This window comes from Paragemmobacter kunshanensis (assembly GCF_011059185.1).
Taxonomy (GTDB): domain Bacteria; phylum Pseudomonadota; class Alphaproteobacteria; order Rhodobacterales; family Rhodobacteraceae; genus Paragemmobacter; species Paragemmobacter kunshanensis.
Genome location: NZ_JAALFE010000001.1, coordinates 130,700 through 152,355 on the forward strand (window position 1 = coordinate 130,700; position 21,656 = coordinate 152,355).

The following is a 21,656-nucleotide window of genomic DNA, read 5'->3' on the forward strand; positions in this document are numbered from 1 at the left end:
CCATGGACGGGCTCGACACGCTCAAGGCCAAGTATCTTTCCGCCGTCGCCACTGCGGCGGACGAAGCCGCGCTGGAAGAGGTCCGCCTCGCCGCGCTGGGCAAGAAGGGCGAGATCAGCGCCATGATGGCGGGCCTCGGCAAGATGGACCCGGATGCCCGCAAGGCCGCCGGGGCCAGCCTGAACGCGCTGAAGGATGAAATCGACGCCGCCCTGCGCGCCCGCAAGGCGGGGCTGGCCGATGCCGCGCTGGATGCGCGGCTGCGCACGGAATGGCTGGACGTCACGCTTCCGGGCCGCCCGCGCCCGCGTGGCACGATCCACCCCGTCAGCCAGGTGATGGAGGAACTGACCGCCATCTTCGCCGATATGGGCTTTGCCGTGGCCGAAGGCCCGCAGGTCGAATCCGACTGGTTCAACTTCGATGCCCTGAACATCCCGCCCGAACATCCCGCGCGGCAGGAACATGACACCTTCTTCATGCACCGCGCCCCGGGCGACGATCGCCCGCCCCATGTGCTGCGCACCCATACCAGCCCCGTGCAGATCCGCGCGATGACGGAACAGGGCGCCCCCATCCGCGTCATCGCGCCGGGCCGCGTCTACCGCATGGACATGGACCAGACCCATACCCCGATGTTCCATCAGGTCGAGGGGCTGGCCATCGGGCGCGACATCTCCATGGCCAATCTGAAATGGACGCTGGAGGAATTCTGCCGCGCCTTCTTCGAGGTGGACAAGGTGGAGCTTCGCTTCCGTGCCAGCCACTTCCCCTTCACCGAACCCTCGGCCGAGGTGGACATCCGCTATTCCAATGTCGGCGGCCAGTTGCGCATCGGCGAAGGCGACAAGTGGATGGAAATCCTGGGCTCCGGCATGGTGCATCCCAAGGTGCTGGCCGCGGCGGGCGTGAACCCTGACGAATGGCAGGGCTTTGCCTTCGGCATGGGGATCGACCGGATCGCCATGCTGAAATACGGCATCCCCGACCTGCGCGCCTTCTTCGAAAGCGATCTGCGCTGGCTGCGCCATTACGGCTTTGCCGCGCTGGACATGCCCGATCTGGCGGGCGGCCTCAGCCGCTGATCGCCACGGTTGCGCCCAAAAGGAAAGCCCCGCCAAGGCGGGGCTTTCCACACGTCATGAAATGGCTCTGTGCAATCAGATCACAAGAAGCAACAGCGCCAGAAGCGACAGCCCCATGATCAGGATCAGTCGCCATGCCGGGATGCGGCGGGAAGGGTCGGGTACTTTAAACATCGGGTCCATAGACGAAGGGATGCCACCCATACCGTTCGAAAATGTGGCACCCGCGCGCCCCGTTCCGGGCACCCCCTGAACAACCCGTTTCCACTTCGGAAACCCCAGCCCGGCGCTTCCCCTTTCCCGCCCTTTGCGCTATCCCCTGCCCTGCAATTCCGAAGGGACCGGCAAAGATGAAGTTCACCCTCTCCTGGCTGAAGGACCACCTCGAAACCGGGGCCACGCTGGAGGATATCCTCTATGCGCTGACCGATCTCGGGCTGGAGGTGGAAGAGGTCACCGATCGCACCGCCCGGCTGGCCCCCTTTACCCTGGCCAAGGTGCTGCATGCCGAACAGCACCCCGATGCCGACAAGCTGCGCGTCTGCCGCGTGCTGACCGATGAGGGCGAAAAGCAGATCGTCTGCGGCGCCCCCAATGCCCGTGCGGGCATCACCGTCGTTCTGTGCAAGCCGGGCGATTATGTGCCGGGCATCGACGTGACGCTGGGCGTGGGCAAGATCCGGGGCGTGGAATCCCACGGCATGATGGCCTCGGAACGCGAGTTGGAACTGTCCGACGAACATAACGGCATCATCGAACTGCCCTCGGGCGAGGTGGGCGAGAAATTCACCGACTGGCTGGCGAAGAACCGGCCCGAAGTGGTGGATCCGATGATCCATATCAAGATCACCCCCAACCGCCCCGATGCGCTGGGCGTGCGCGGCATCGCGCGTGACCTTGCCGCGCGCGGCCTTGGCACGCTGAAACCGCTGGACATCCCCGCGATCCCCGCCGCCTTCCCCTGCCCCATCCGCGTGGAAATCGACCCCGCGCTGAAGGCGAAGGGTTGCCCCCTCTTCGCGGGCCGCCTGATCCGCGGCGTCAGGAACGGCCCCTCGCCCGCCTGGCTGCAGGCCCGCCTCACCGCCATCGGCCTGCGCCCGATCTCGGCGCTGGTCGATATCACCAACTTCTTCACCTTCGCCCTGAACCGCCCGCTGCATGTCTTCGACGCGGCCAAGGTGCATGGCCCCCTGCGCATCCATCCGGCACAGGGCGGCGAGGAACTGCTGGCCCTCGACGGCAAGACCTATGCCCTGCGCGCCGGCATGATGGTCATCTCCGATGACAACGGCCCGGAATCGCTGGCCGGGATCATGGGTGGCGAAGTGTCGGGCTGCACCGAGGCCACGACCGATGTCTTCCTCGAATCCGCCTTCTGGGATCCGATCACCATCGCCACCACGGGCCGCGCGCTGAAGATCAATTCCGACGCCCGCTACCGTTTCGAACGCGGCGTCGATCCGGCCTTCACCCTGCCGGGGCTGGACCTTGCCACGCAGATGATCCTCGATCTCTGCGGCGGCGAAGCCTCCGATCTTGCCATGGATGGCGCGGTCCCCGACACCACCCGCGCCTATCGCCTGAACCCCGCCCGCGTCATCAGCCTGGTCGGCATGGACATCCCCGAAGAAGAACAGCGCCGCACCCTGGCCGCGCTGGGCTTCACGCTGTCGGGCGACATGGCCACCCCCCCCACCTGGCGCCCCGATATCCTGGGCGAGGCCGATCTGGTGGAAGAGGTCGCCCGCATCGCCAGCCTGACCCGGCTTGAAGGCAAGCCGCTGCTGCGCAGCGCGCCGGGCGTGCCGAAGCCGATCCTGACGCCGCTGCAAAGCCGCGAGAAAGCCGCCCGCCGCAGCCTTGCCGCGCTCGGCTACAACGAATGCGTCACCTACAGCTTCATCGACGAACAGGCTGCCACCCTCTTTGGCGGCGGGTCCGATGCCGTGCGCGTCGACAACCCGATCTCGTCGGAGATGACGCATCTCCGCCCCGACCTGCTGCCGGGCCTGCTGCGCGCCGCCGCCCGCAATCAGGCGCGCGGCTTCGCCGACCTTGCGCTTTGCGAAATCGGCCCCGCCTTCCATGGCGGCGAACCGGGGGAACAGCACCTGCAGGCGACCGGCCTGCTTGTCGGCCAGACCGCCCCGCGCGATCCCTATGGCAGCCGCCGCCCCGTCGATGTCTTCGATGCCAAGGCTGATGCCGAAGCGATCCTCGCCGCCCTTGGCGCGCCCGCCCGCGTGCAGATCACGCGCAAGGTGGCATCGTGGTGGCATCCCGGCCGCTCCGGCACCATCGGCCTTGGCCCGAACGCGCTCGCCACCTTCGGCGAGGTGCATCCCCGCATCCTTTCCGCCCTTGGCGTGAAGGGGCCTGCCATGGCCTTCACCATCCTTGTCGCCAACGTCCCCCTGCCCAAGACGAAAACCCCCACCCGCCCCGCGCTCGCCATCAGCGACCTGCAGGCGGTGGAACGCGATTTCGCCTTCGTGGTGGACAAGGGGGTCGAGGCGCTGACGGCCATCAACGCAGCCCAGGGGGCCGACAAGGCCCTGATCGAAAGCGTCCGCCTGTTTGACCAGTTCACGGGCGAAAAGGCGGAATCGCAGATGGGCGCGGGCAAGAAATCCATCGCCCTTACCGTGCGCCTGCAACCCACCGAAAAGACCCTGACCGAATCCGAGATCGACTCCGTCTCCGCCCGGATCATCGAAAAGGTGACAAAGGCCACCGGCGGCACCCTGCGCGGCTGATCAGGGAACGGCCATCCGCCCGTGCGGATGGCCGGATGCGCCCGGATACCCATCCTTCAGGATGGGTCAACCATCTGTTTTCATGTCATTATTCGGCAACGCGCCGGGGGAATTCGCGCCCCGGCATTCCCTGCTGCCCCGCCTTCTCCATAGGGTCGCCCATCCAGGGCCGAAACCCGGCCCGGCCTGATCCGCTGGAGAGATGATGACTCGCCCCCTGCCCCGCGTCGCGGCCTCCGCCGCCGCCACCTTCGCCGCCACCTTCGCCGCCGCCTTCGCCCTTGCCCCTGCCTCGGCCGCCCTTGCCCAATCCGCCGGTTGCGCCGCCCTGAACGCCACCCCCACCGGCGATATCACCGTCATGCCCACGGCCACCCTGACGCTGTCGGCGCTGAATGCGGGCGAAACCGTCACCATCAGCGGCACGGGCATCTCTACCATGATGGCCATGCCCGGGGCGGGCTGGTTCATCACCGATCCGACGGCAGGCGGCGGCGCCGTCTCGCCCACCTATGATGCCACCAATGCGGCCTTCAGCCATGTCTTCACCGTGGCCTCGGGCGGGATGCTCTCCTTCGGCCTGCAGGAAACCGGCCCGAACTTCACCCAACTCCTCGGCGTCTCCATCACCTGCGTCGGCACCACAAGCGGGGGCGACGTGATCCTTCTGTCGGGCTTTGCCCAGCAGCACTCCATCAGTTCGGCCCTTGGCCGCAACTTCCGCAACCGCTTCGGCCTGCCGGGGGCCGTGCCGCAGGGGCCGCGCAATGTCTTTGCCTCGACCAAGGGGCAGGATAGCGAGGTTTCGGCCTGGATCTCGCTCTCGGGGCGCAGCTTCTGGGATGGATATGAAGGCAGCGCCGTCGATCTTTCCTTCGGGGTCGATCGTTTCGTTGCCGCCAATACGCTGGTGGGTGTCATGGTCGGACTGAACCGCCTGTCGGTCAGCGATGCCACCGGGGCCAGCACCGATGCCGATGCCGGGATGATCGGCCTCTATGCCGCGCAGGGCCTGACCGGCGGCCTGCTGGCCGATGGCTATCTCGCCTGGTCGCGCGTCTCCTATGATGCGGCGGGCAGCAGCTTTGACACCGATCGCGTCATGGCCGGGCTGGGCCTCAGCGGCAGCATCGAACAGGCCGCGGGCCTCTTGCAGCCCCGCGCGCGCCTCTCCGCCGCATGGGAGGATTTCCCCACCGGCATCACCGGCGTCGTGGCCGGGAACAGCGAACAGCTGACCGCCTCGCTCGGCGCGCGGTTCGACTGGCGCGATCCGATGCCCGGCACGGCGCTGACCCCCTTCCTGTCGGTCGACATCGAATATGGCCGCCTGCAGGATCCCTCGGGCGCGAAGGACGACTACCTCGCCCCCCGCATCGGCCTTGGCGTCAACGGCATGGTCGGCGCGGGCCGGCTTTCGGCCAGCCTCGACATCGGGCAAAGCGGCAGCGACGTCTACGATGCCGGGCTGGATCTGACCTACGAAATCTCGTTCTGACACGATCCCCCTTTTCCGCCCCCGGGGCGGGAAAGGGGCCCGGCCGGCCTGTGCATGCAAGCACGGTTAACCACGAATCAGAGGGCCACCCTGCCCGGATTTGTATGCACAGCCGTCTGCACTGCGCTGCTGCACTGCGCTGCTGAACGCCCGCCGCAACGTCACGCTTCCCGATCCGCCCGCTTCGCGCAAAGGTTAAGCCGGGGTCGGGGGGTGTCATGCAGTATGATTACATCATCGCGGGGGGCGGTTCCGCCGGGGCGGTTCTGGCCGCGCGCCTGTCGGAAGACCCCGCCATCAGCGTCTGCCTGATCGAGGCCGGGGGAAGCGGAAAATCCTTTCTTATCAATACCCCAGCCATGGTTGCCGCCATGGTCTCCGGCCGTCCGCCGCTGCACAACTGGGCCTTTCGCACCACGCCCCAGCCGCATCTGAACGGGCGCCGCTGCTATCAGCCGCGCGGCAAGGCACTGGGCGGTTCCTCGGCCATCAACGCCATGCTCTATGTGCGCGGCCACCCCTCCGATTACGACACCTGGGCCGACCTCGGCGCCGATGGTTGGGATTGGCAATCCGTCCTGCCTTACTTCTTGAAATCAGAGGGAAATTCCTCCCTCTCTGGCCACCTTCACGGCAAATCCGGGCCGCTTCACGTCACCGATCAGCACAGCCCCCATGCCATTTCCCGCGCCTTCATCCGCGCGATGGAAAGCCTGCAGATCCCCGAAAACCCCGATTTCAACGGCGAAACGCAGTTCGGCGCGGGTCTCTATCAGGTCACCCAGTTTGCCCATGGCCCCCGCAAGGGCCGCCGCTGCTCGGCCGCCGCGGCCTATCTGCATCCCGTCCTGTCCCGCCCCAACCTGACCGTCCTCACCCATGCCCGGGCCGAACGCATCATCCTGGATGGCACCCGCGCCAAGGGGCTGATCGTAAAGCAGAAAAACCGCCGCCTTTCGCTGATGGCACGGCGCGAGGTGATCGTCGCGGCGGGCGCTTTCGGCTCTCCGCAGCTCCTGCTCCTCTCCGGCATCGGCCCCGAGGATGAGCTGCGCACCCACGGCATCCCCGTCGCCCATGCCCTGCCGGGTGTCGGGCAGAACCTGCAGGATCATCTCGATCACACGCTGATCTGGCACTCGCCCCGGCCCGATGTGGTGGGGTTCAACCCGGCGGGCCTCATGCGGCTGGTCCGTGGCTGGCGGCCCTTCCGCGATCACGGCACGGGCCTCCTCACCACGCCGGGGGCGGAAGGCGGGGCCTTCCTCATGTCACGCCCCGGCCTGCAAGTGCCTGATCTTCAGGTGCATTTCGTCATCGCCATCGTGGATGACCACATGCGCCGCATCCATCTTGCAGATGGCTGGTCGGCGCATGTCTGCGTGCTGCGCCCCGAAAGTCGGGGCCATGTCGGCCTGCGGGATGCCAATCCCGCCAGCCCCCCGCGCATCGACCCGAACTTCCTGTCCGATCCGCGCGATCTGGAAACGCTCAAGGCCGGGGTGCGCCTCCTCGACCGGGCAATGCAGGCCGAGGCCCTGGCCCCGTGGCGGGGCAAACGGCTCTATCCCCTTGACGGAACGGATGAATCACTCACCGCCGATATCCGCGCCCGCGCCGATACGATCTACCACCCCGTTGGAACCTGCCGCATGGGCCGCGATGCGATGGCCGTGGTAGACCCCGCCCTGCGCGTTCACGGTTTGGAAGGGCTTCGCGTGGTAGATGCTTCCGTCATGCCCACCCTGATCGGAGGAAACACCAACGCCCCCACCATCATGATCGCCGAACGCGCCGCCGATCTGATCCTTTCCGCCCAGCGTGGCGCAGCGGATTAGGGTTCTTGGGTATTTTTTCCAAGATGAAGGGGCAGGCCCGCGCTTCTATTTGCGCCCGAACACGCGCCGGAACCAGCCGCCCATCCCCGCCTTGGCCCGATCCGCCCGCCGGTCCAGATCATCCAGCGTTTCCTGCGCCTCGATCACGGCGGGCTCGATCATCCGCTCCTTGAACTGCGCCCAGATGCGCCACAGCATGAACAGTACGAAGGCCAGGAAGGACAGGATCACGATATTGACCCAAGGGATGATCCGCACATCCGGCCCCTCGACCTGACGCAGCGAGATGGCATTCGGGAAAATGGTAAACAACTGGTTACGCCAGCCATAATGCGTCACCGCCACCCATTTCGGCGCGGCGGCGGTGGATTGCATCTCCTTCGCCTCGGTATTGGTGCTGGAACTGTCCATCTTGAAATAGGGCGGCCAGCCCCAGCCCGTATCCTCGTTGCGATATTCCATCGTCTTTCCATCGGGATAGACGGCGTTGATGAAAAAGATGTCGCGGCTGGTGCCCGATCCCGTGCCCACATCCGGCGCGGCCCAGAACCAGGCATTCTCGCCCAGATCCATGCGGCGGTTCTCGGTTCCCACGATCCGCACGATATCGGTCTGCGGCAGGGTGTAGTGCAGGAAGGCAAAGACCAGCAGCGCCAGCGTGCCAAGGACGGACCATTTCAGAAAACGCATTGCTGCCTCAGGAAAAATTCAGGATCCAGACCAGGGCGATGACCACCGCCGTGGGAATGACGAAGACCAGCCAGATCAGCCGCCGCCGCAGGCTGCGTTCATATTCCGCCATCCCCCGTTCGACATGGGCGTCGCGCGGCCCGGGGATATCGCCCTGATCATAGTCCTTCTCCAGCCTCTCGCGTTCCAGCGACCGGGAATAGATGGACAGGATCCAGTAGATCACCGTCAGCCCGATATAGCCGAAAAGCGCCAGCTTGAAAAAGGCGATCATGCCGCAACACCCCCGTCTGCCCCCCCAATGTGGCCCCGCGCCCCCCGATGCGCAAGCTTTCCCCTTGGCAGCAGCGCCGGGCCAACCCAACATGGGGGCATGACCGATACCCTGAACCAGGCCATCGACGACCAGATCCCCGCGCTGATCGGCCTTGCGCAGGATCTGATCCGCATTCCCACGCTGAACCCGCCCGGGCGGAACTATCGCGACATCTGCGATTACCTCGCCGCCCGCCTGATGGCGCAGGGCTGGACGGTGGAACTGATCCGCGCCATCGGCGCACCGGGCGACAGCGACGCCTTTCCCCGCTGGAACATGGTCGCCCGCATCACATCGGGCCGCCCCGGCGATTGCGTTCATTTCAACAGCCACCATGACGTGGTGGAGGTGGGCCACGGCTGGACTCGCGATCCCTTCGGCGGCGAACTGGAGGGCGACCGCCTCTACGGGCGCGGCGCCTGTGACATGAAGGGCGGGCTGGCGGCCAGCATCATCGCCGCCGAAGCCTTTCTCGCCACCACCCCGGATTGGCGGGGCGCCATCGAGATCAGCGCCACGGCAGATGAGGAATCAGGGGGTTACGGCGGCGTGGCCTATCTTGCGGAACGCGGCCACTTCGCCCCCGACCGCGTGCAGCATGTCATCATCCCCGAACCCCTGCACAAGGATCGCATCTGCCTTGGCCATCGCGGCGTCTGGTGGGCCGAGGTGGAAACCCATGGCCGCATCGCCCATGGCTCCATGCCCTTTCTCGGCGACAGTGCCATCCGCCACATGGGCGCAGTGCTGGAAGAGATCGAACATCACCTCTACCCCCTGCTGGCCACCCGAACCACTGCCATGCCCGTCGTCCCGCCACAGGCGCGGCAATCCACGCTCAACATCAACTCCATCCACGGGGGCGAACCCGAACCGCCCCCCGGATCGACCGCGCTTCCCGCGCCCTGCGTGGCCGACCGTTGCCGCATCGTTCTGGACCGCCGCTTCCTCATCGAAGAGGCGATAGACGAGGTGAAATCCGAACTCCGCGCCGTGCTGGACCGCGTGCAAAGCCGCCGCCCCGGCTTCACCTACACGATCCGCGACCTGTTCGAAGTGCAGCCTGTGATGACGGATCGTGATGCGCCCGTCGTCCGCTCCACCGCCGCCGCCATCGAACGGGTGCTGGGTCAGGTGGCCGATTACGTCGTCAGCCCCGGCACCTATGACCAGAAGCATATCGACCGGATCGGACGCTTGCATAACTGCATCGCCTATGGTCCGGGCCTGCTGCATCTGGCGCATCAGCCCGATGAATGGGTTGGCGTGCAGGACATGGCCGACAGCGCCAAGGTCATGGCCCTGGTGCTGCGCGATCTGCTTGGCTAGGGCAATCCCGGCAGTTTGCCCGGTATTGTCACCAAACCGGACACAATTTCGCCCAAAGCTTCCGCTAGCCCGGATCGCGAAAAGACATTGACCAGACCCCGGCTTCGCCCGTGTCCCCGCCAGAATTCAAGGTTGAACCCGTGCAGACAGAGATTGACCGCAACCCCAAGGCCACCGTCCTCTTGCTGGGCGCCAGATCCGATGTCGCCCGCGCGACGGCCCGCCGCTATGCGGCTGCGGGCTATGGCATCCTTCTGGCCGCCCGCGATCCCGAACGCCTTCAGGCGGAAAAGACCGATCTCGAACTGCGCTATCGGGTGCCTGTCACCCTGCTGGCCTTCGATGCCCTGCGGATCGAGGATCACGCCGCCTTCGTCGCCGCCCTGCCCGCCCTGCCCGATGTGGCCATCAGCGCGATCGGCCTTCTGGGCCGGCAAGAGGCGGACGAGGCCGACATCCCCGCCGCCATCACCGTGATGCGCAGCAATTACGAAGGCCCGGCCAGCATCCTGTCGCATCTGGCCAATGCCTTTGCCGCGCGCGGATCGGGCACGATCATCGGGATCAGTTCCGTCGCGGGCGACCGGGGCCGCGCCACGAATTACATCTACGGCTCGGCCAAGGCCGGGTTCACCGCCTTCCTGTCGGGCCTGCGCAACCGTCTGGCGGGCCGGGGCGTGCATGTCATTACCGTCTCGCCCGGCTTCATCGCCACCCGCATGACCGCCGGGATGGATCTGCCCGAAAAGCTGACCGCCAGCCCCGACGAAGTGGCCGAGGCCATCTTCAAGGCGCAGGAGAAGCGGCGCAATGTCATCTATGTCCGGCCGATCTGGCGGCTGATCATGCTGGTGATCCGGTCCATCCCCGAACCCGTCTTCAAGCGGCTGAAGATCTGATCGCAGGGCGCCCCGATGATCCATCCGCTTGCACCGGACCATGCCCCCGCCACGCCCGCCCCGGCCCCGCCGGCCGGCGGGCTTGTCACCGGGCGCACGCTGCTGGTGCTGTGCCTTGCCTGCCTTGCCGTGGCGGCCAAGACGCTGGTCGATCTCTATCTGAAATCGGTCGGGCGCGGGGGGCCGTCGACGACGGATATCGAAACCTTCTGGCTGGTGGGCTGGCTGATCCGGCAGGGCCGCCTGGCCGAAGCCTATGATGCGACCGCCTTCTTCGCCGTGCAGGCCGAGGTTCTGCAAACCGAAAGCTTCATGCCCTATACCTATCCGCCGCAGTTCAATTTCCTGACGGCAGCGATGGGCCTTTTGCCCGTCTGGCTGGCCTATGCGCTGATGCTGGCGGCGGGCCTTGCCCTTTATGCCGTGGCCCTGCGCCGCCTGTCGCCGGGGCAGGCGGGCTTTGCCTTCGTCATGGTCTTTCCGGCAATCCTCGTGAACATCCGCACCGGGCAGAACGGCCTGCTGCTGGCGGGCCTTCTTGCCCTGGCCGTGCAGGGCCTGCTGGCGGGCGGGGCGTGGCGGGGGGGCCTTGCGCTGGGGCTGGCCGCGATCAAGCCGCATATGGCGCTGGGCGTCGGCGCGGCAGCGCTGCTGATGGGGCGCTGGCGGCTGGCGGCTGTCGCGCTGGCGACGGGGCTTGTCACGCTGGGCGCGGCACTTCTGGCCTTCGGGACCGATCAGCTTCACCTTATCCCCGCCGCCACGGCCGAGGCGATGGGCTTCCTGCGCGACGGGGCCTATCCGCTGCATCGGATGGTGTCGGTCTATGCGCTGTTCCGCAGCCTAGGCGCATCGGCCGATCTGGCGATGGCCGCGCAGGCGGCCCTGGCGGTGGCGGTGCTGGCCGGGCTTGCCCTGCTGGCCCTGCGCCGCGCCGCGCCGCGCGTATTGCTGGCCGCGGCACTGACGGCACCCCTGCTGATCAGCCCCTATGCCTATGACTATGACATGGCCGTGGCCGGCATCGCCCTTGCTTTGCTTGGCCCTGCGCTCATGGCGCGCAGCCGCCCGGCCGAGAGGATCGCGCTGCTGGCGGGGGCATGGATCGCCTGCGGCTGGGGTATCCCCACCGCGATGATCGCCGCCGCGCCCGATGCCGGGCAGGCGGCAGACCTGCCCTCGATCCAGGCCGGGGTGAATCTGCTCATGCTGCTGGCGATGGCGCGGATCCTGTCCCGCGCGGAGCCTGCCACCGGGGGACAGCCCGCATGACCGAGGCAATCGCGCAGCCCCCCTCTGCCACCGCCACGGACACGGGCGCGCCCGTCCTCGTCGTCGATCTGGATGGCACGCTGGTCCGGTCGGACATGCTGCATGAAAGCTTCTGGTCGGCCTTCGGGCGTGACTGGCGCAGCCCCTTCTCTGCCTTTCGCGCCCTTTTCGGCGGACGCGCGGCACTGAAGCGCCACCTTGCCCGCGCGGCGGAGATCGACGTGGCAACCCTGCCCTATGATCCCGCCGTCATCGAACAGATCGAAGGCTGGCGCAATGCCGGAGGCCATGCCGCATTGGTGACTGCCGCCGATCAGGGCCTGGCCGAAAAGATCGCCGCCCATCTGGGGATCTTCGACGAGGTTCACGGCTCTGACGGCAGCGTGAACCTGAAGGGGGCCACCAAGGCCGCCTTCCTGAAAGACCGCTTCGGCGAGGGCGGCTTTGCCTATATGGGCGATTCCCCTGCCGATCTGGCCGTCTGGGAACGGTCTGGCGCGGTGATCACCGTCAATGCCTCTGCCTCGACGCGCCAGAAGGCCGGGTCGCTGGGCAAGCCCGTCGAACATCTGCTGACCGCCCCTTCCCCCTGGAAGGCGCTGTTGCGCGCGATGCGCCCGCATCAATGGCTCAAGAACATCCTGGTCTTCATCCCGATCCTTGCCGCGCATCGGGTTGATCCGGCAACTCTTGGCCTTGGCCTGCTGGGCTTTGCCGCCTTCAGCCTTGTCGCCTCGGGCGTCTATCTGATGAATGACCTGCTGGATCTTGGCCCCGATCGCGCCCATCCGCGCAAGCGGGAACGCCCCTTCGCCTCGGGCAGCCTGGCCGTCGCCCATGGCACATGGCTGGCCCCGGCCTTCATCCTGGCGGGGCTGGGCCTGTCGCTGCCGCTGGGGTGGACATTCCTGACGCTGATGGTCTGCTATTTCATCCTGACGACCGCCTATTCCCTGCATCTGAAGCGGCGGATCGTGATCGACATCTGCGTTCTGGCCGGGCTTTACACCCTGCGCATCATCGCCGGGGGGGCGGCCACGGGCATTCCCATCTCGGTCTGGCTCTTTGCCTTTTCGGTCTTCTTCTTCCTTGCCCTGGCGGCGGTGAAACGGCAGGCCGAACTCACCGATCAGGCACAGCGCGGCAAGCTTTCCGTCGCGGGGCGCGGCTATCACGTCAGCGATCTGCCGATCATCAGCATGATCGCCCTGGGGGCGGGTTTCGTATCGGTGCTGGTTCTGGCGCTTTACCTCGATACGCCGGATGTGCGGCACCTTTATCGCCAGCCCAACATCCTCTGGGGCATCTTCGCCGTGCAGCTTTACTGGATCACCCGGATCGTCCTGATCACACATCGCGGGGAAATGCATGACGATCCCATCGTTTTCGCCGTAAAGGACAGGATCAGCCGCCTCTGCCTGCTCATGGCCTGCGGCTTCATCCTTGCCGGGGTTCTTCTGTGACACGCTCTACCCTGATCCTGCGCTATGCGGCCTTTGCCGCTTTGGCCACCATCGCCAATCTGGGCGTGCAGCGCCTCGTGCTGGCCTTCGGCAACAGTGCTGCGCTGTTCACCCTTGCCATCATCGCCGGAACCGGGGCGGGGCTGGTGCTGAAATACATCCTCGACAAGCGCTGGATCTTTCACGACACCAGCACCGGCGCGCGGGAAAACGGGCGGAAGTTCCTGCTTTATACCGTGATGGGCCTTGTCACGACCGCGCTCTTCTGGGCAACGGAAACGGCATTCTGGCTGATCTGGGAAACCCATGCGATGCGCGAAGTCGGGGCGGTCCTGGGGCTGACCGTGGGATATGTGGTGAAATACAACCTCGACCGGCGCTTCGTCTTTACCGACAGGGGGGCACCGGCATGAAGCTGTCGGGCTGGGGCCGCACACCCGTTCACGCCACCCGCCTGATCCACCCCGAGGGCGAGGCCGACATCCGCGCCGCCCTGGCCGATGGGCCGCTGATCGCGCGTGGCAATGGCCGCGCCTATGGCGACAGCGCCGTGGGCCAGCAGACGCTGGACATGCGCCGCCTTGATCATGTGCTGGCCTTCGATCCCGCCACCGGCCAGCTTGTCGCCGAGGCGGGCCTGCTTCTGGCCGACATCATCGCCTGCTTCCTGCCGCAGGGCTGGTTTCCCGCCGTCACACCCGGCACACGCTTTGTCACGCTGGGCGGAATGATTGCCGCCGATGTCCATGGCAAGAACCATCATCGTGACGGGGGCATGCGCCATGTGACCGACTGGATCGACCTGATGGATCAGGACGGCACGATCCGGCGCTGTTCGCGGCAGGAAAACCCCGAGCTTTTCGAATGGACGATCGGCGGCATGGGCCTGACCGGCGTCATCCTGCGCGCCGCCATCCGGCTGCGCCCGGTGGAAACTGGCTGGATCCGCCAGACCACCCGCCCCGCCGCCAATCTGGAAGCCGCGCTCGCGGCGCTGGAGGCCGACAGCCACGCCACCTATTCGGTGGCCTGGATTGATTGCCTGGCGACAGGCGATGCCATGGGCCGGTCGCTGGTGATGACGGGCGAACATGCCGCACTGTCCGAACTTGCGGGCAAGCCCACCCTGCCCCCGGCCCGGCGCAAGCGCGCGGTGCCGGTGGACCTGCCGGGTTTCGCGCTGAACCGCTTCTCCGTGCGCGCCTTCAACGCGCTGTACTGGGCGGCAGGCCAGCGCCAGCAAGGCAGCCGCCTTGTTGACTGGGACAGCTATTTCTACCCGCTCGATGCCATCCTCGGCTGGAACCGCATCTATGGCCGCAAGGGTTTCCTGCAATTCCAGTGCGTCCTGCCCGACGCATCGGCCCATGCCGGCATGGCGGCCCTTTTGCGCGCCATTTCCGCCAGCGGGCAGGGCTCTTTCCTCGCCGTGCTGAAGCGCATGGGGGCTGCGGGCGGGGGCCTGTCCTTCCCGATGCCGGGCCATACGCTCGCGCTTGATTTTCCGGCCACGGCCCGGGCGCAGGCCCTGTTCGACCGGCTCGAGGCGATCACGCTTGATCATGGCGGGCGCTTCTACCTGGCCAAGGATGCGCGCCTCTCGGCCGGCACCTTCCGCGCCGCCGATCCCCGCGCCGCGGATTTCGCCCGCTTCCGTGCCGGGGCCGGGCTGACGGCGCAGTTCGCCTCGGCCCAGTCCGCCCGGCTGGAGCTGTGATCGCTAGACGGCGATATTGTCGATCAGGCGCACGTCATCCAGCCAGGCCGCGGCCAGCATGCGCAGCGGCCGGTCGGGATCGGTCACCTCGCCCAGCGTTTCGGCATCGCGCAAGGCGATGTATTCCACGCTGGAGAACCCTTCCGCCAGCACCGCCTCGGCCGCGCGGGCCATTGCCTGATCCTGCGCCATGCCCGACCGGACATCCCGCGCCGCAGCCAGCATCGCCGCATAAAGCGCGGGCGCGCGCCGCCGCCCCTCGGCCGAAAGCCGCAGGTTGCGCGATGACATGGCCAACCCGTCCGGATCGCGCACGGTTTCGCAACCCACCACCGTGACGGCCATGTTCAGATCGGCAACCAGACGCTGCACCACCTGCAACTGCTGCCAGTCCTTCTGCCCGAAATAGGCCCGATCCGCCTGTGTCATCCCGAAAAGCTTGGCCACGACAGTGGCCACCCCCTCGAAATGCCCCGGCCGCAGCGCCCCTTCCAGCGGTTGCGACACTCCCCCCACGGTAACAGTCGTCACGAAACCTTCGGGATAAACCTCCTCGGGCATGGGGGCGAAGATCGCCTCGACCCCGACCCATTGCAGAAGGGCGGCATCTGCATCCTCGCTGCGGGGGTATTTCTTCAGGTCGTCGGGATTGTTGAACTGCATGGGGTTCACGAAGATCGTCGTGATCACCCGCCCGCATTCCGCCTTGGCCCGGCGCGCAAGGCTCAGATGCCCCTCATGCAGCGCGCCCATGGTCGGCACCACGCCCACGACATGCCCCTCGGCCTTCCAGCCACGCACCAGCGCGCGCAGCCCGGCCACCGTCCGGATGATGTCCGTCACGCCTTCACCTGATCCGCAAATCCATGTTCCGGCCCGGGAAAGGCGCGCGCGCGCACCTCGGCCGCATAGGCCGCGATGGCCTCATCCGCAGCGTGGCCCAGATCGGCATAGCGCTTCACGAATTTCGGGCGGAACTCGGTGAACATGCCCAGCATGTCGTCGATCACCAGAACCTGCCCGTCGCACTCCACCCCGGCGCCGATCCCGATGGTGGGGATCTTCAGCGCCGCCGTCACCCGCGCGGCAAGGCCCACCGGCACCTTCTCCAGCACGATGGAAAAGGCCCCCGCCGCCTCGCAGGCCAGCGCGTCCTGCATCACCTTGTCCGCCTCGGCCTCGCGGCCCACGACCTTGTATCCGCCCAGCGTGTTCACCGCCTGCGGCGTCAGCCCGACATGGGCCATCACCGGCACGCCGCGCGCCGTGAGGAAGGCGATCGTCTCGGCCATGTGCTGCCCGCCCTCCAGCTTGACGGCGGGCGCCCCGGTTTCCGCCATCAGCCGGGCGGCATTGCGATAGGCCTGCGCGGGGCCTTCCTCATAGCTGCCGAAGGGCATGTCGATCACGGCCATGGCGCGCGACAGCCCGCGCGTCACCGCGCGGCCGTGCAGGATCATCATCTCCAGCGTCACGCCGATGGTCGAAGGCATCCCATGCAGCACCATGCCCAGCGAATCGCCCACCAGCGCGATATCGCAATGGGCATCCACCAGCCGCGCCATCGGCGTCGTATAGGCCGTCAGCACGACGAGCGGCACGCCACCCTTGCGGGCGGTGATATCGGGCGGCAGCACGGGCCGGACGGGGGCGGTGGCGCTCATCGGCGTCTCCCTCTTTCAACTCTGCCCGTTATAGAGGCACAGCCGCGCCGCAACAGCAAGAATTCTTCGCTGCAACGCGGCATCCCCATCGGGCAAATCCGCTTGACCGGGGCCCGCGGCTTGCCTCCCATGGCGGGGAAAAGGCAGCGGAGTGCAGCATGACGTCCCTTATCCAACCTGTCAGCCGTGATGGCATCCCCCCCGAAACCGAACGCCCCGATCCCGCCCGCGTGATCGCGGGCGATCCCGTCCACACGACATGGAGCATCGAGGCACGCGATGGTCTCTATGCGGGCCTGTGGCAATCGACGCCGGGCAAATGGGCGGTGTCCTATGCGGAATGGGAATATGTCCACATCCTGGAAGGCCATTCGATCCTGACGGACAAGGACGGGGCGCAAACCCATCTGAAGGCAGGCGACAGCTGGATCATCCGGCCCGGATTCGAGGGCACCTGGGAAGTGGTGGAAACCACGCTGAAGGACTATGTGATCATCTGATCCGGCCCCACCGTTCCGCCAAAGACAAAGGGCGAGGGTTTCCCCTCGCCCTTTCCGATTTTTCGCAGAAAAATCGTGACCTCAGCCCACCAGTTCCTCCAGCGTCGGGCATTCGGCGCTGTCGATGCCGCGGTTGCGGCAGATGCGCAGGCGGCGGCGTTCATCCTTTTCGGCCTGCTTGGCCGCCGCTTCTGCGGCCAGTCTTTCATTCTCCACCCGCGCCGCCTCGGCCTGGGCGATGGCCAGTCGATCCGCATCCAGCCGCGCCCGGTTCTCGGGCGTGTCCGGCACGGCGCGGCCATAGGCATCGTCCATATAGGGCCCTTCGGCGGCCAGGCTCTGCTCCAGCGTCCGCACCACGATCCGGTCGCCGGGTTCAGCCCGGTTGTAAAGGTCGATCGCATCCTGGTTGAACAGCCGGATGCAGCCCGCACTTGTCGCCCGCCCGATCGAGGCATTGTCGATCGTGCCATGGATGCGGAACATCGTGTCGCGCCCACCGCGATAGAGATACAGCGCCCGCGCGCCCAGCGGATTGTCCAGCCCGCCCGGCAGGCCGCCCGCGAATTCGGCATAAAGATCGGGCCTCGTCCGCACCATGTTCGCCGTCGGTGTCCAGGACGGCCATTCCGCCTTGCGCCCGACATAGCCCGTCCCGCGGAAGGAAATCCCCTCACGCCCCACCGCGATGCCGTAACGCAGGGCGCGGTTGCCCTCCATCACATAGTAAAGGACGCGCGCATGGGTATCGACGACGATGGTCCCCGGCTCTTCGCTGCCGGCATAGTCAACCTCGGTCCGCGCATTCGTGCCGAACAGATGCAGCGGCTCCACCGCCGGGATCAGGTATTCGCCATCCTGCACCGCCTGGTAATGGGGCGGCACGCTTTCGGCGGGGGGAACGGTTTCGGTACGGGGCGCGTCGGCGCAGGCCGCCAGGCCAAGCAGCGCGACCAGGGCGGTCAGCCGGATCATCAGGGATTGCACGTCACGATCTCGTATCTTTGAAGATGTCGGGTCTAAAAGCACCGTTGCACCTGCGGGCGTCAAGCCCCGGAACCGCCCGATCCGCCGATTCCCGCGCCAGTGCCGCAAAAACCCTGCCATTCCGGCCCGTCTCCTTTCGCTTGCCCCCCCGACGCGGCCATGCGACCCATGTCTGCCCCACCCCCGCCACAGGCAGAGGAATGCCCGATGACCCCCGGCGCCAGAAACCTGATCACCGATGTTCCGGGTCTTGTCGTGGGCCATGCCCAGGATGCCCGCCTGCGATCCGGCGTTACCGTGCTGACAGCAGACCGGCCCTTCACGGCGGGGGTTTCGGTCATGGGGGGCGCGCCCGGCACGCGGGAAACCGATCTGCTCTCGCCCGACAGGCTGGTGCAACAGGTGGATGCGCTGGTGCTTGCGGGCGGCTCGGCCTTCGGGCTCGATGCCTGTTCCGGCGTGGCCGATGCGCTGCGCGCCATGGGGCGTGGCTTTGCCGTGGGCGATCAGCGGGTGCCGATCGTGCCGGGGGCGATCCTCTTTGATCTGCTGAATGGCGGCGACAAGGGATGGGACCGAAACCCCTACCACGCCCTCGGCCGCGCCGCCCTCGACGCCCGGACCGTCACGCCCGCCCTTGGCAGCGTCGGCGCCGGGTTCGGCGCGATGACCGGAACGCTGAAGGGCGGGGTCGGCTCGGCCTCGGCCGCCCTCGCCTCGGGCCACAGGGTCGGCGCCTTGGTCGCGGTCAATGCGCTCGGCACTGCCACCGTGGGGGACAGCCCGCATTTCTGGGCAGCCCCCTGGGAGATGGCCGCCGAATTCGGCGGCCTCGGCCCTGCCGCACGGCACGACCCGGGCCACGAACCGCCCCCGACAAAACGGATGGGAGAGGCCACCACCATCGCCATCGTCGCCACCGATGCCGCCCTGACACAGGCGGAATGCCAGCGCCTTGCCACCGCCGCGCAGGATGGCATGGCCCGCGCGCTGGTGCCGTCGCATACGCTGCTGGACGGGGATCTGGTCTTCGCCGCCAGCACGGGCGCACGGCCCCTGACAGACCCGGTCGCAGATGCCTTTACCCTGGGCCATGCCGCGGCCTGCTGCCTTGCCCGCGCCATCGCCCGTGCCGTCTATCTGGCCGAACCGATGCCGGGCGACCGTCAGCCCGCCTGGCGCGCCCGCTTCACCACCGGGTAAGCGCGGCCTCGTCCTCATCACGGGCCGCGACCCAAGCCGCGCCATCCGCGCCGATCTCCTTCTTCCAGAAGGGGGCGCGGGATTTCAGATAATCCATCAGAAACTCCGCCGCGGCAAAGGCCTCGACCCTGTGCCGCGCGGCCGTGGCCACCATCATGATGGGCTCGCCCACCACCAGACGGCCATGCCGGTGGATCACCAGCGCATCCGAAAGGGCCCAACGCTCCATCGCCTGCGCCACGATGGCCGTGATCGCCTTCTCCGTCATCCCCGGATAATGCTCGATCTCCATCGCAGCCATCTTGCCATCGCCGCGCACCACCCCGGTAAAGGTGACCACGGCCCCCGCCCCCGTCGCCCCGGCGGCAAAGGACCGCGCCTCATCCCCCAGATCGAAACCCGCCTCCTGCACGACGATCCGCATGGATCACCCCCCCGTCATCGGCGGAAAGAAGGCCACCTCGCGCACCCCGGCCAGCGGCGCATCAAAAGAGGAAAGCTCCTGATCCAGCGCCACCCGCAGGCTGGCCAGATCCGCGAAGGCCAGCGCATAGCGCTCTTCCCGCGCGCGCAACTCTTCCACCAGCCCGGCCACCGTCTCGGCCGCGGTTTCCACCTTTTCGCGCGGCAGGCCGATCCTCTCGCGCACCCAGGCGAAATAGAGAACCTCGATCATTTGCCATCCCTCAGGAAGGGCAGCGACTTGCGGAAGTAATCCACCCCGGTCACCAGCGTCAGCATCGCCGCCACCCAGATCAGCACCAGCCCCACCAGCGTGGCATAGGACGAACAGCCCCGCGTCCCGCAGGACCGGATCGGATCGGCCAGCCCCTGGCTGACCAGATCGGCATATTGCTCCATCGTCAGCCCCTGGCGCGCGATGCCCTCGATATGTTCCAGCCCGGTGCCCAGGAACAGCACCGCAATCGCCACCATCTGCGCCGTGGTCTTCCACTTGGCCAGTTTCGTCACCTGCAGCAACCCGGCCTTCGCCCCAAGGAATTCGCGCAATCCCGAAACGAACACCTCGCGGAACAGGATCGCCGTCACCGGCAGGATCAGCCAGGGGTTCATCCCCGAATAGCCCGTGATGATCACCAGCGCGATCACCACCATCGCCTTGTCGGCAATCGGATCCAGCATCGCGCCGAACTTCGATTCCTGCTTCCAGGCCCGGGCCAGGTAGCCATCGAACCAATCCGTCACCGCCGCGCTGACAAAAAGCGCAAGCGCCAGCCAGTCCGCCCAGGGCCTGTGGAAATAAAGGAACATGACCGCCACGCCCGGCGCGGCAAGCAGACGGATCACCGTCAGGATATTCGGCAGCGTCCATTTCATGGCAGAAGGGATAGCAGGGGTTGCAGCAGATGTTAAAGGGCAAACGCGCCGCCGAATGGTTGACGCGCGACACGCCCTTCGCTAGCAGGCCGCCTTCACAGCAGGAGACAGGCATGGCGCGCACGAAAAAGGGCAGGGCGGTTTCGGGCTGGCTGATCGTCGACAAGCCCGCCGGGATCACCTCCACTGCCGTGGTGAACAAGGTGAAATGGGCGCTCGCCGCACAGAAGGCCGGCCATGCCGGCACGCTCGACCCGGCCGCGACCGGGGTTCTTGCCGTGGCCTTGGGCGAAGCGACGAAAACCGTTCCCCACATCACCGACGCGCTGAAATGCTACCGCTTCATGGTCCGCCTCGGCGCGGCCACCACCACCGACGATGCCGAAGGCGACATCCTCGAAACCCGCGACCAGCGCCCCGACGATGACGCGATCCGCGCAGCGCTTGCCGCCTTTCGCGGGCAGATCGAACAGGTCCCCCCGCAATTCTCGGCCGTGAAGGTGGATGGCGAACGCGCCTATGACCTTGCGCGCGAAGGCGAACGCCTCGACCTCGCCGCCCGCCCGCTCTGGGTGGAAAGCCTCGACCTCATCGACCGCCCCGATCCCGACCATGCCCTTCTGGAAATGGTCTGCGGCAAGGGCGGCTATGTCCGCTCCATCGCGCGCGATCTTGGCCATGCGCTTGGCTGCCTTGGCCATGTCCTCTGGCTGCGGCGCGAATGGTCCGGCCCCTTCGATGCCGATCAGGGCATCTCGCTGGACGAGATCGACCGCCTCGCCCATACGCCCGACCTCGACGCCCATCTGCAACCCCTCGAACTCGCGCTGCAGGACCTGCCGCAGGTCACGGCCACGCCCGAAGGCGCGGCCCGCATCCGGAACGGCAATCCCGGCATGGTCATCGCCTCCGGCATCGACTGGGGGACTGAGGTCTGGGCCTCCCATCAGGGCCGCGCCATCGCCATCGGGCGCTATCAGGCGGGCGAGTTGCACCCCTCCCGCGTCTTCAATTGACCTTTCGCCTTCGTCTTGGCCCAAATACCCTCGGGGTCCGGGGGTGAAGCCCCCGGGGGCCAGCCAAGGGCGAAACCGAAGG

Annotated in this window: 21 protein-coding genes; 13 read left to right on the top strand and 8 right to left on the bottom strand. The window is 66.9% G+C overall.

Going from position 1 to position 21,656, the window contains the following annotated elements; all coding sequences use genetic code 11:
- Positions 1-2 precede the first annotated feature (2 nt).
- The 4 genes from pheS (at position 3) to G5V65_RS00785 (ending at position 7,180) form a co-directional block, all read left to right on the top strand.
- Positions 3-1,085 (top strand): phenylalanine--tRNA ligase subunit alpha, encoded by a 1,083-nt coding sequence (gene pheS, locus G5V65_RS00770; protein ID WP_165046513.1) that lies wholly within the window; start codon positions 3-5, stop codon positions 1,083-1,085.
- Between the two features lie 350 nt (positions 1,086-1,435).
- The gene (gene pheT / locus G5V65_RS00775) at positions 1,436-3,844 is read left to right on the top strand and encodes a phenylalanine--tRNA ligase subunit beta (protein WP_165046514.1); all 2,409 of its coding nucleotides are present in this window, start codon (positions 1,436-1,438) and stop codon (positions 3,842-3,844) included.
- Positions 3,845-4,049: 205 nt separating this feature from the next.
- Positions 4,050-5,342, top strand: coding sequence for an autotransporter outer membrane beta-barrel domain-containing protein (locus G5V65_RS00780; RefSeq protein ID WP_165046515.1), 1,293 nt, complete (start codon positions 4,050-4,052; stop codon positions 5,340-5,342).
- A gap of 218 nt (positions 5,343-5,560) precedes the next feature.
- On the top strand, positions 5,561-7,180 hold the full coding sequence (locus G5V65_RS00785; RefSeq protein WP_165046516.1) for a GMC family oxidoreductase: 1,620 nt from the start codon (positions 5,561-5,563) through the stop codon (positions 7,178-7,180).
- A 45-nt stretch (positions 7,181-7,225) separates the two neighbouring features.
- Here the strand turns inward: G5V65_RS00785 and G5V65_RS00790 are convergent, their stop codons facing one another.
- Both G5V65_RS00790 and G5V65_RS00795 read right to left on the bottom strand, forming a co-directional pair.
- On the bottom strand, positions 7,226-7,870 hold the full coding sequence (locus G5V65_RS00790; RefSeq protein ID WP_165046517.1) for a DUF1523 family protein: 645 nt from the start codon (positions 7,868-7,870) through the stop codon (positions 7,226-7,228).
- A gap of 7 nt (positions 7,871-7,877) precedes the next feature.
- Positions 7,878-8,144, bottom strand: a complete 267-nt coding sequence (locus G5V65_RS00795) for a hypothetical protein (RefSeq protein WP_206526609.1) — start codon at positions 8,142-8,144, stop codon at positions 7,878-7,880.
- A 99-nt stretch (positions 8,145-8,243) separates the two neighbouring features.
- On the opposite strand from G5V65_RS00795, the gene G5V65_RS00800 reads away from it, so the two are divergent.
- From G5V65_RS00800 to G5V65_RS00825, 6 genes are all read left to right on the top strand, one after another.
- Positions 8,244-9,515: an acetylornithine deacetylase/succinyl-diaminopimelate desuccinylase family protein gene (locus G5V65_RS00800; RefSeq protein WP_165046518.1), complete on the top strand. Its 1,272-nt coding sequence runs from the start codon at positions 8,244-8,246 to the stop codon at positions 9,513-9,515.
- Between the two features lie 140 nt (positions 9,516-9,655).
- The gene (locus G5V65_RS00805) at positions 9,656-10,414 is read left to right on the top strand and encodes an SDR family oxidoreductase (protein WP_343162801.1); all 759 of its coding nucleotides are present in this window, start codon (positions 9,656-9,658) and stop codon (positions 10,412-10,414) included.
- A gap of 15 nt (positions 10,415-10,429) precedes the next feature.
- Positions 10,430-11,686 (top strand): glycosyltransferase family 87 protein, encoded by a 1,257-nt coding sequence (locus tag G5V65_RS00810; protein ID WP_165046519.1) that lies wholly within the window; start codon positions 10,430-10,432, stop codon positions 11,684-11,686.
- The gene (locus tag G5V65_RS00815; RefSeq protein ID WP_165046520.1) at positions 11,683-13,149 is read left to right on the top strand and encodes a UbiA family prenyltransferase; all 1,467 of its coding nucleotides are present in this window, start codon (positions 11,683-11,685) and stop codon (positions 13,147-13,149) included. The genes G5V65_RS00810 and G5V65_RS00815 overlap by 4 nt, the downstream gene beginning before the upstream one ends.
- On the top strand, positions 13,146-13,562 hold the full coding sequence (locus tag G5V65_RS00820; RefSeq protein WP_165046521.1) for a GtrA family protein: 417 nt from the start codon (positions 13,146-13,148) through the stop codon (positions 13,560-13,562). The genes G5V65_RS00815 and G5V65_RS00820 overlap by 4 nt, the downstream gene beginning before the upstream one ends.
- On the top strand, positions 13,559-14,866 hold the full coding sequence (locus G5V65_RS00825) for an FAD-binding oxidoreductase (protein WP_165046522.1): 1,308 nt from the start codon (positions 13,559-13,561) through the stop codon (positions 14,864-14,866). Before G5V65_RS00820 ends, G5V65_RS00825 begins: the two co-directional genes overlap by 4 nt.
- Positions 14,867-14,869: 3 nt before the next feature.
- Here G5V65_RS00825 and panC read toward each other — a convergent pair whose 3' ends face one another.
- On the bottom strand, positions 14,870-15,709 hold the full coding sequence (panC, locus tag G5V65_RS00830; RefSeq protein ID WP_165046523.1) for a pantoate--beta-alanine ligase: 840 nt from the start codon (positions 15,707-15,709) through the stop codon (positions 14,870-14,872).
- Entirely contained in the window at positions 15,706-16,530 is an 825-nt protein-coding gene (panB, locus tag G5V65_RS00835) for a 3-methyl-2-oxobutanoate hydroxymethyltransferase (protein ID WP_165046524.1), read from the bottom strand. Before panB ends, panC begins: the two co-directional genes overlap by 4 nt.
- Before the next feature lie 158 nt (positions 16,531-16,688).
- Here panB and G5V65_RS00840 point away from each other — a divergent pair, with 158 nt between their 5' ends.
- A complete protein-coding gene (locus G5V65_RS00840) occupies positions 16,689-17,030 on the top strand; it encodes a cupin domain-containing protein (protein WP_165046525.1) in 342 nt (113 codons plus the stop codon).
- An 81-nt stretch (positions 17,031-17,111) separates the two neighbouring features.
- Here G5V65_RS00840 and G5V65_RS00845 read toward each other — a convergent pair whose 3' ends face one another.
- On the bottom strand, positions 17,112-18,005 hold the full coding sequence (locus G5V65_RS00845) for a L,D-transpeptidase (RefSeq protein WP_165046526.1): 894 nt from the start codon (positions 18,003-18,005) through the stop codon (positions 17,112-17,114).
- Between the two features lie 219 nt (positions 18,006-18,224).
- Between G5V65_RS00845 and G5V65_RS00850 the strand changes: the two genes are divergently transcribed.
- Complete coding sequence (locus tag G5V65_RS00850; RefSeq protein ID WP_165046527.1) at positions 18,225-19,220, top strand: P1 family peptidase; 996 nt, start codon at positions 18,225-18,227, stop codon at positions 19,218-19,220.
- On the opposite strand, the gene G5V65_RS00855 is transcribed toward G5V65_RS00850, so the two are convergent.
- From G5V65_RS00855 to pgsA, 3 genes are read right to left on the bottom strand one after another with little or no spacing between them, the layout of a single operon-like run.
- A complete protein-coding gene (locus G5V65_RS00855) occupies positions 19,207-19,644 on the bottom strand; it encodes a molybdenum cofactor biosynthesis protein MoaE (RefSeq protein WP_165046528.1) in 438 nt (145 codons plus the stop codon). The two genes, G5V65_RS00850 and G5V65_RS00855, sit on opposite strands and share 14 nt — an antisense overlap.
- 3 nt (positions 19,645-19,647) lie before the next feature.
- Positions 19,648-19,896, bottom strand: a complete 249-nt coding sequence (moaD, locus tag G5V65_RS00860) for a molybdopterin converting factor subunit 1 (protein WP_165046529.1) — start codon at positions 19,894-19,896, stop codon at positions 19,648-19,650.
- On the bottom strand, positions 19,893-20,558 hold the full coding sequence (gene pgsA, locus G5V65_RS00865; protein WP_165046530.1) for a CDP-diacylglycerol--glycerol-3-phosphate 3-phosphatidyltransferase: 666 nt from the start codon (positions 20,556-20,558) through the stop codon (positions 19,893-19,895). Before pgsA ends, moaD begins: the two co-directional genes overlap by 4 nt.
- A 113-nt stretch (positions 20,559-20,671) precedes the next feature.
- On the opposite strand from pgsA, the gene truB reads away from it, so the two are divergent.
- On the top strand, positions 20,672-21,574 hold the full coding sequence (gene truB / locus G5V65_RS00870; RefSeq protein ID WP_165046531.1) for a tRNA pseudouridine(55) synthase TruB: 903 nt from the start codon (positions 20,672-20,674) through the stop codon (positions 21,572-21,574).
- Positions 21,575-21,656: the final 82 nt, after the last annotated feature.

Excerpts from the sequence above, each read along its gene's own strand:
- G5V65_RS00810 (WP_165046519.1), top strand. The coding sequence starts at position 10,430 with ATGATCCATCCGCTTGCACCGGACCATGCCCCCGCCACGCCCGCCCCG.
- G5V65_RS00815 (WP_165046520.1), top strand. The coding sequence starts at position 11,683 with ATGACCGAGGCAATCGCGCAGCCCCCCTCTGCCACCGCCACGGACACG.
- G5V65_RS00845 (WP_165046526.1), bottom strand. The coding sequence starts at position 18,005 with ATGATCCGGCTGACCGCCCTGGTCGCGCTGCTTGGCCTGGCGGCCTGC.
- G5V65_RS00825 (WP_165046522.1), top strand. The coding sequence starts at position 13,559 with ATGAAGCTGTCGGGCTGGGGCCGCACACCCGTTCACGCCACCCGCCTG.
- G5V65_RS00785 (WP_165046516.1), top strand. The coding sequence starts at position 5,561 with ATGCAGTATGATTACATCATCGCGGGGGGCGGTTCCGCCGGGGCGGTT.
- pheS (WP_165046513.1), top strand. The coding sequence starts at position 3 with ATGGACGGGCTCGACACGCTCAAGGCCAAGTATCTTTCCGCCGTCGCC.
- G5V65_RS00800 (WP_165046518.1), top strand. The coding sequence starts at position 8,244 with ATGACCGATACCCTGAACCAGGCCATCGACGACCAGATCCCCGCGCTG.
- G5V65_RS00840 (WP_165046525.1), top strand. The coding sequence starts at position 16,689 with ATGACGTCCCTTATCCAACCTGTCAGCCGTGATGGCATCCCCCCCGAA.
- pheT (WP_165046514.1), top strand. The coding sequence starts at position 1,436 with ATGAAGTTCACCCTCTCCTGGCTGAAGGACCACCTCGAAACCGGGGCC.
- panB (WP_165046524.1), bottom strand. The coding sequence starts at position 16,530 with ATGAGCGCCACCGCCCCCGTCCGGCCCGTGCTGCCGCCCGATATCACC.
- G5V65_RS00855 (WP_165046528.1), bottom strand. The coding sequence starts at position 19,644 with ATGCGGATCGTCGTGCAGGAGGCGGGTTTCGATCTGGGGGATGAGGCG.
- G5V65_RS00795 (WP_206526609.1), bottom strand. The coding sequence starts at position 8,144 with ATGATCGCCTTTTTCAAGCTGGCGCTTTTCGGCTATATCGGGCTGACG.
- G5V65_RS00780 (WP_165046515.1), top strand. The coding sequence starts at position 4,050 with ATGACTCGCCCCCTGCCCCGCGTCGCGGCCTCCGCCGCCGCCACCTTC.
- truB (WP_165046531.1), top strand. The coding sequence starts at position 20,672 with ATGGCGCGCACGAAAAAGGGCAGGGCGGTTTCGGGCTGGCTGATCGTC.
- G5V65_RS00850 (WP_165046527.1), top strand. The coding sequence starts at position 18,225 with ATGACCCCCGGCGCCAGAAACCTGATCACCGATGTTCCGGGTCTTGTC.
- pgsA (WP_165046530.1), bottom strand. The coding sequence starts at position 20,558 with ATGAAATGGACGCTGCCGAATATCCTGACGGTGATCCGTCTGCTTGCC.
- moaD (WP_165046529.1), bottom strand. The coding sequence starts at position 19,896 with ATGATCGAGGTTCTCTATTTCGCCTGGGTGCGCGAGAGGATCGGCCTG.
- G5V65_RS00790 (WP_165046517.1), bottom strand. The coding sequence starts at position 7,870 with ATGCGTTTTCTGAAATGGTCCGTCCTTGGCACGCTGGCGCTGCTGGTC.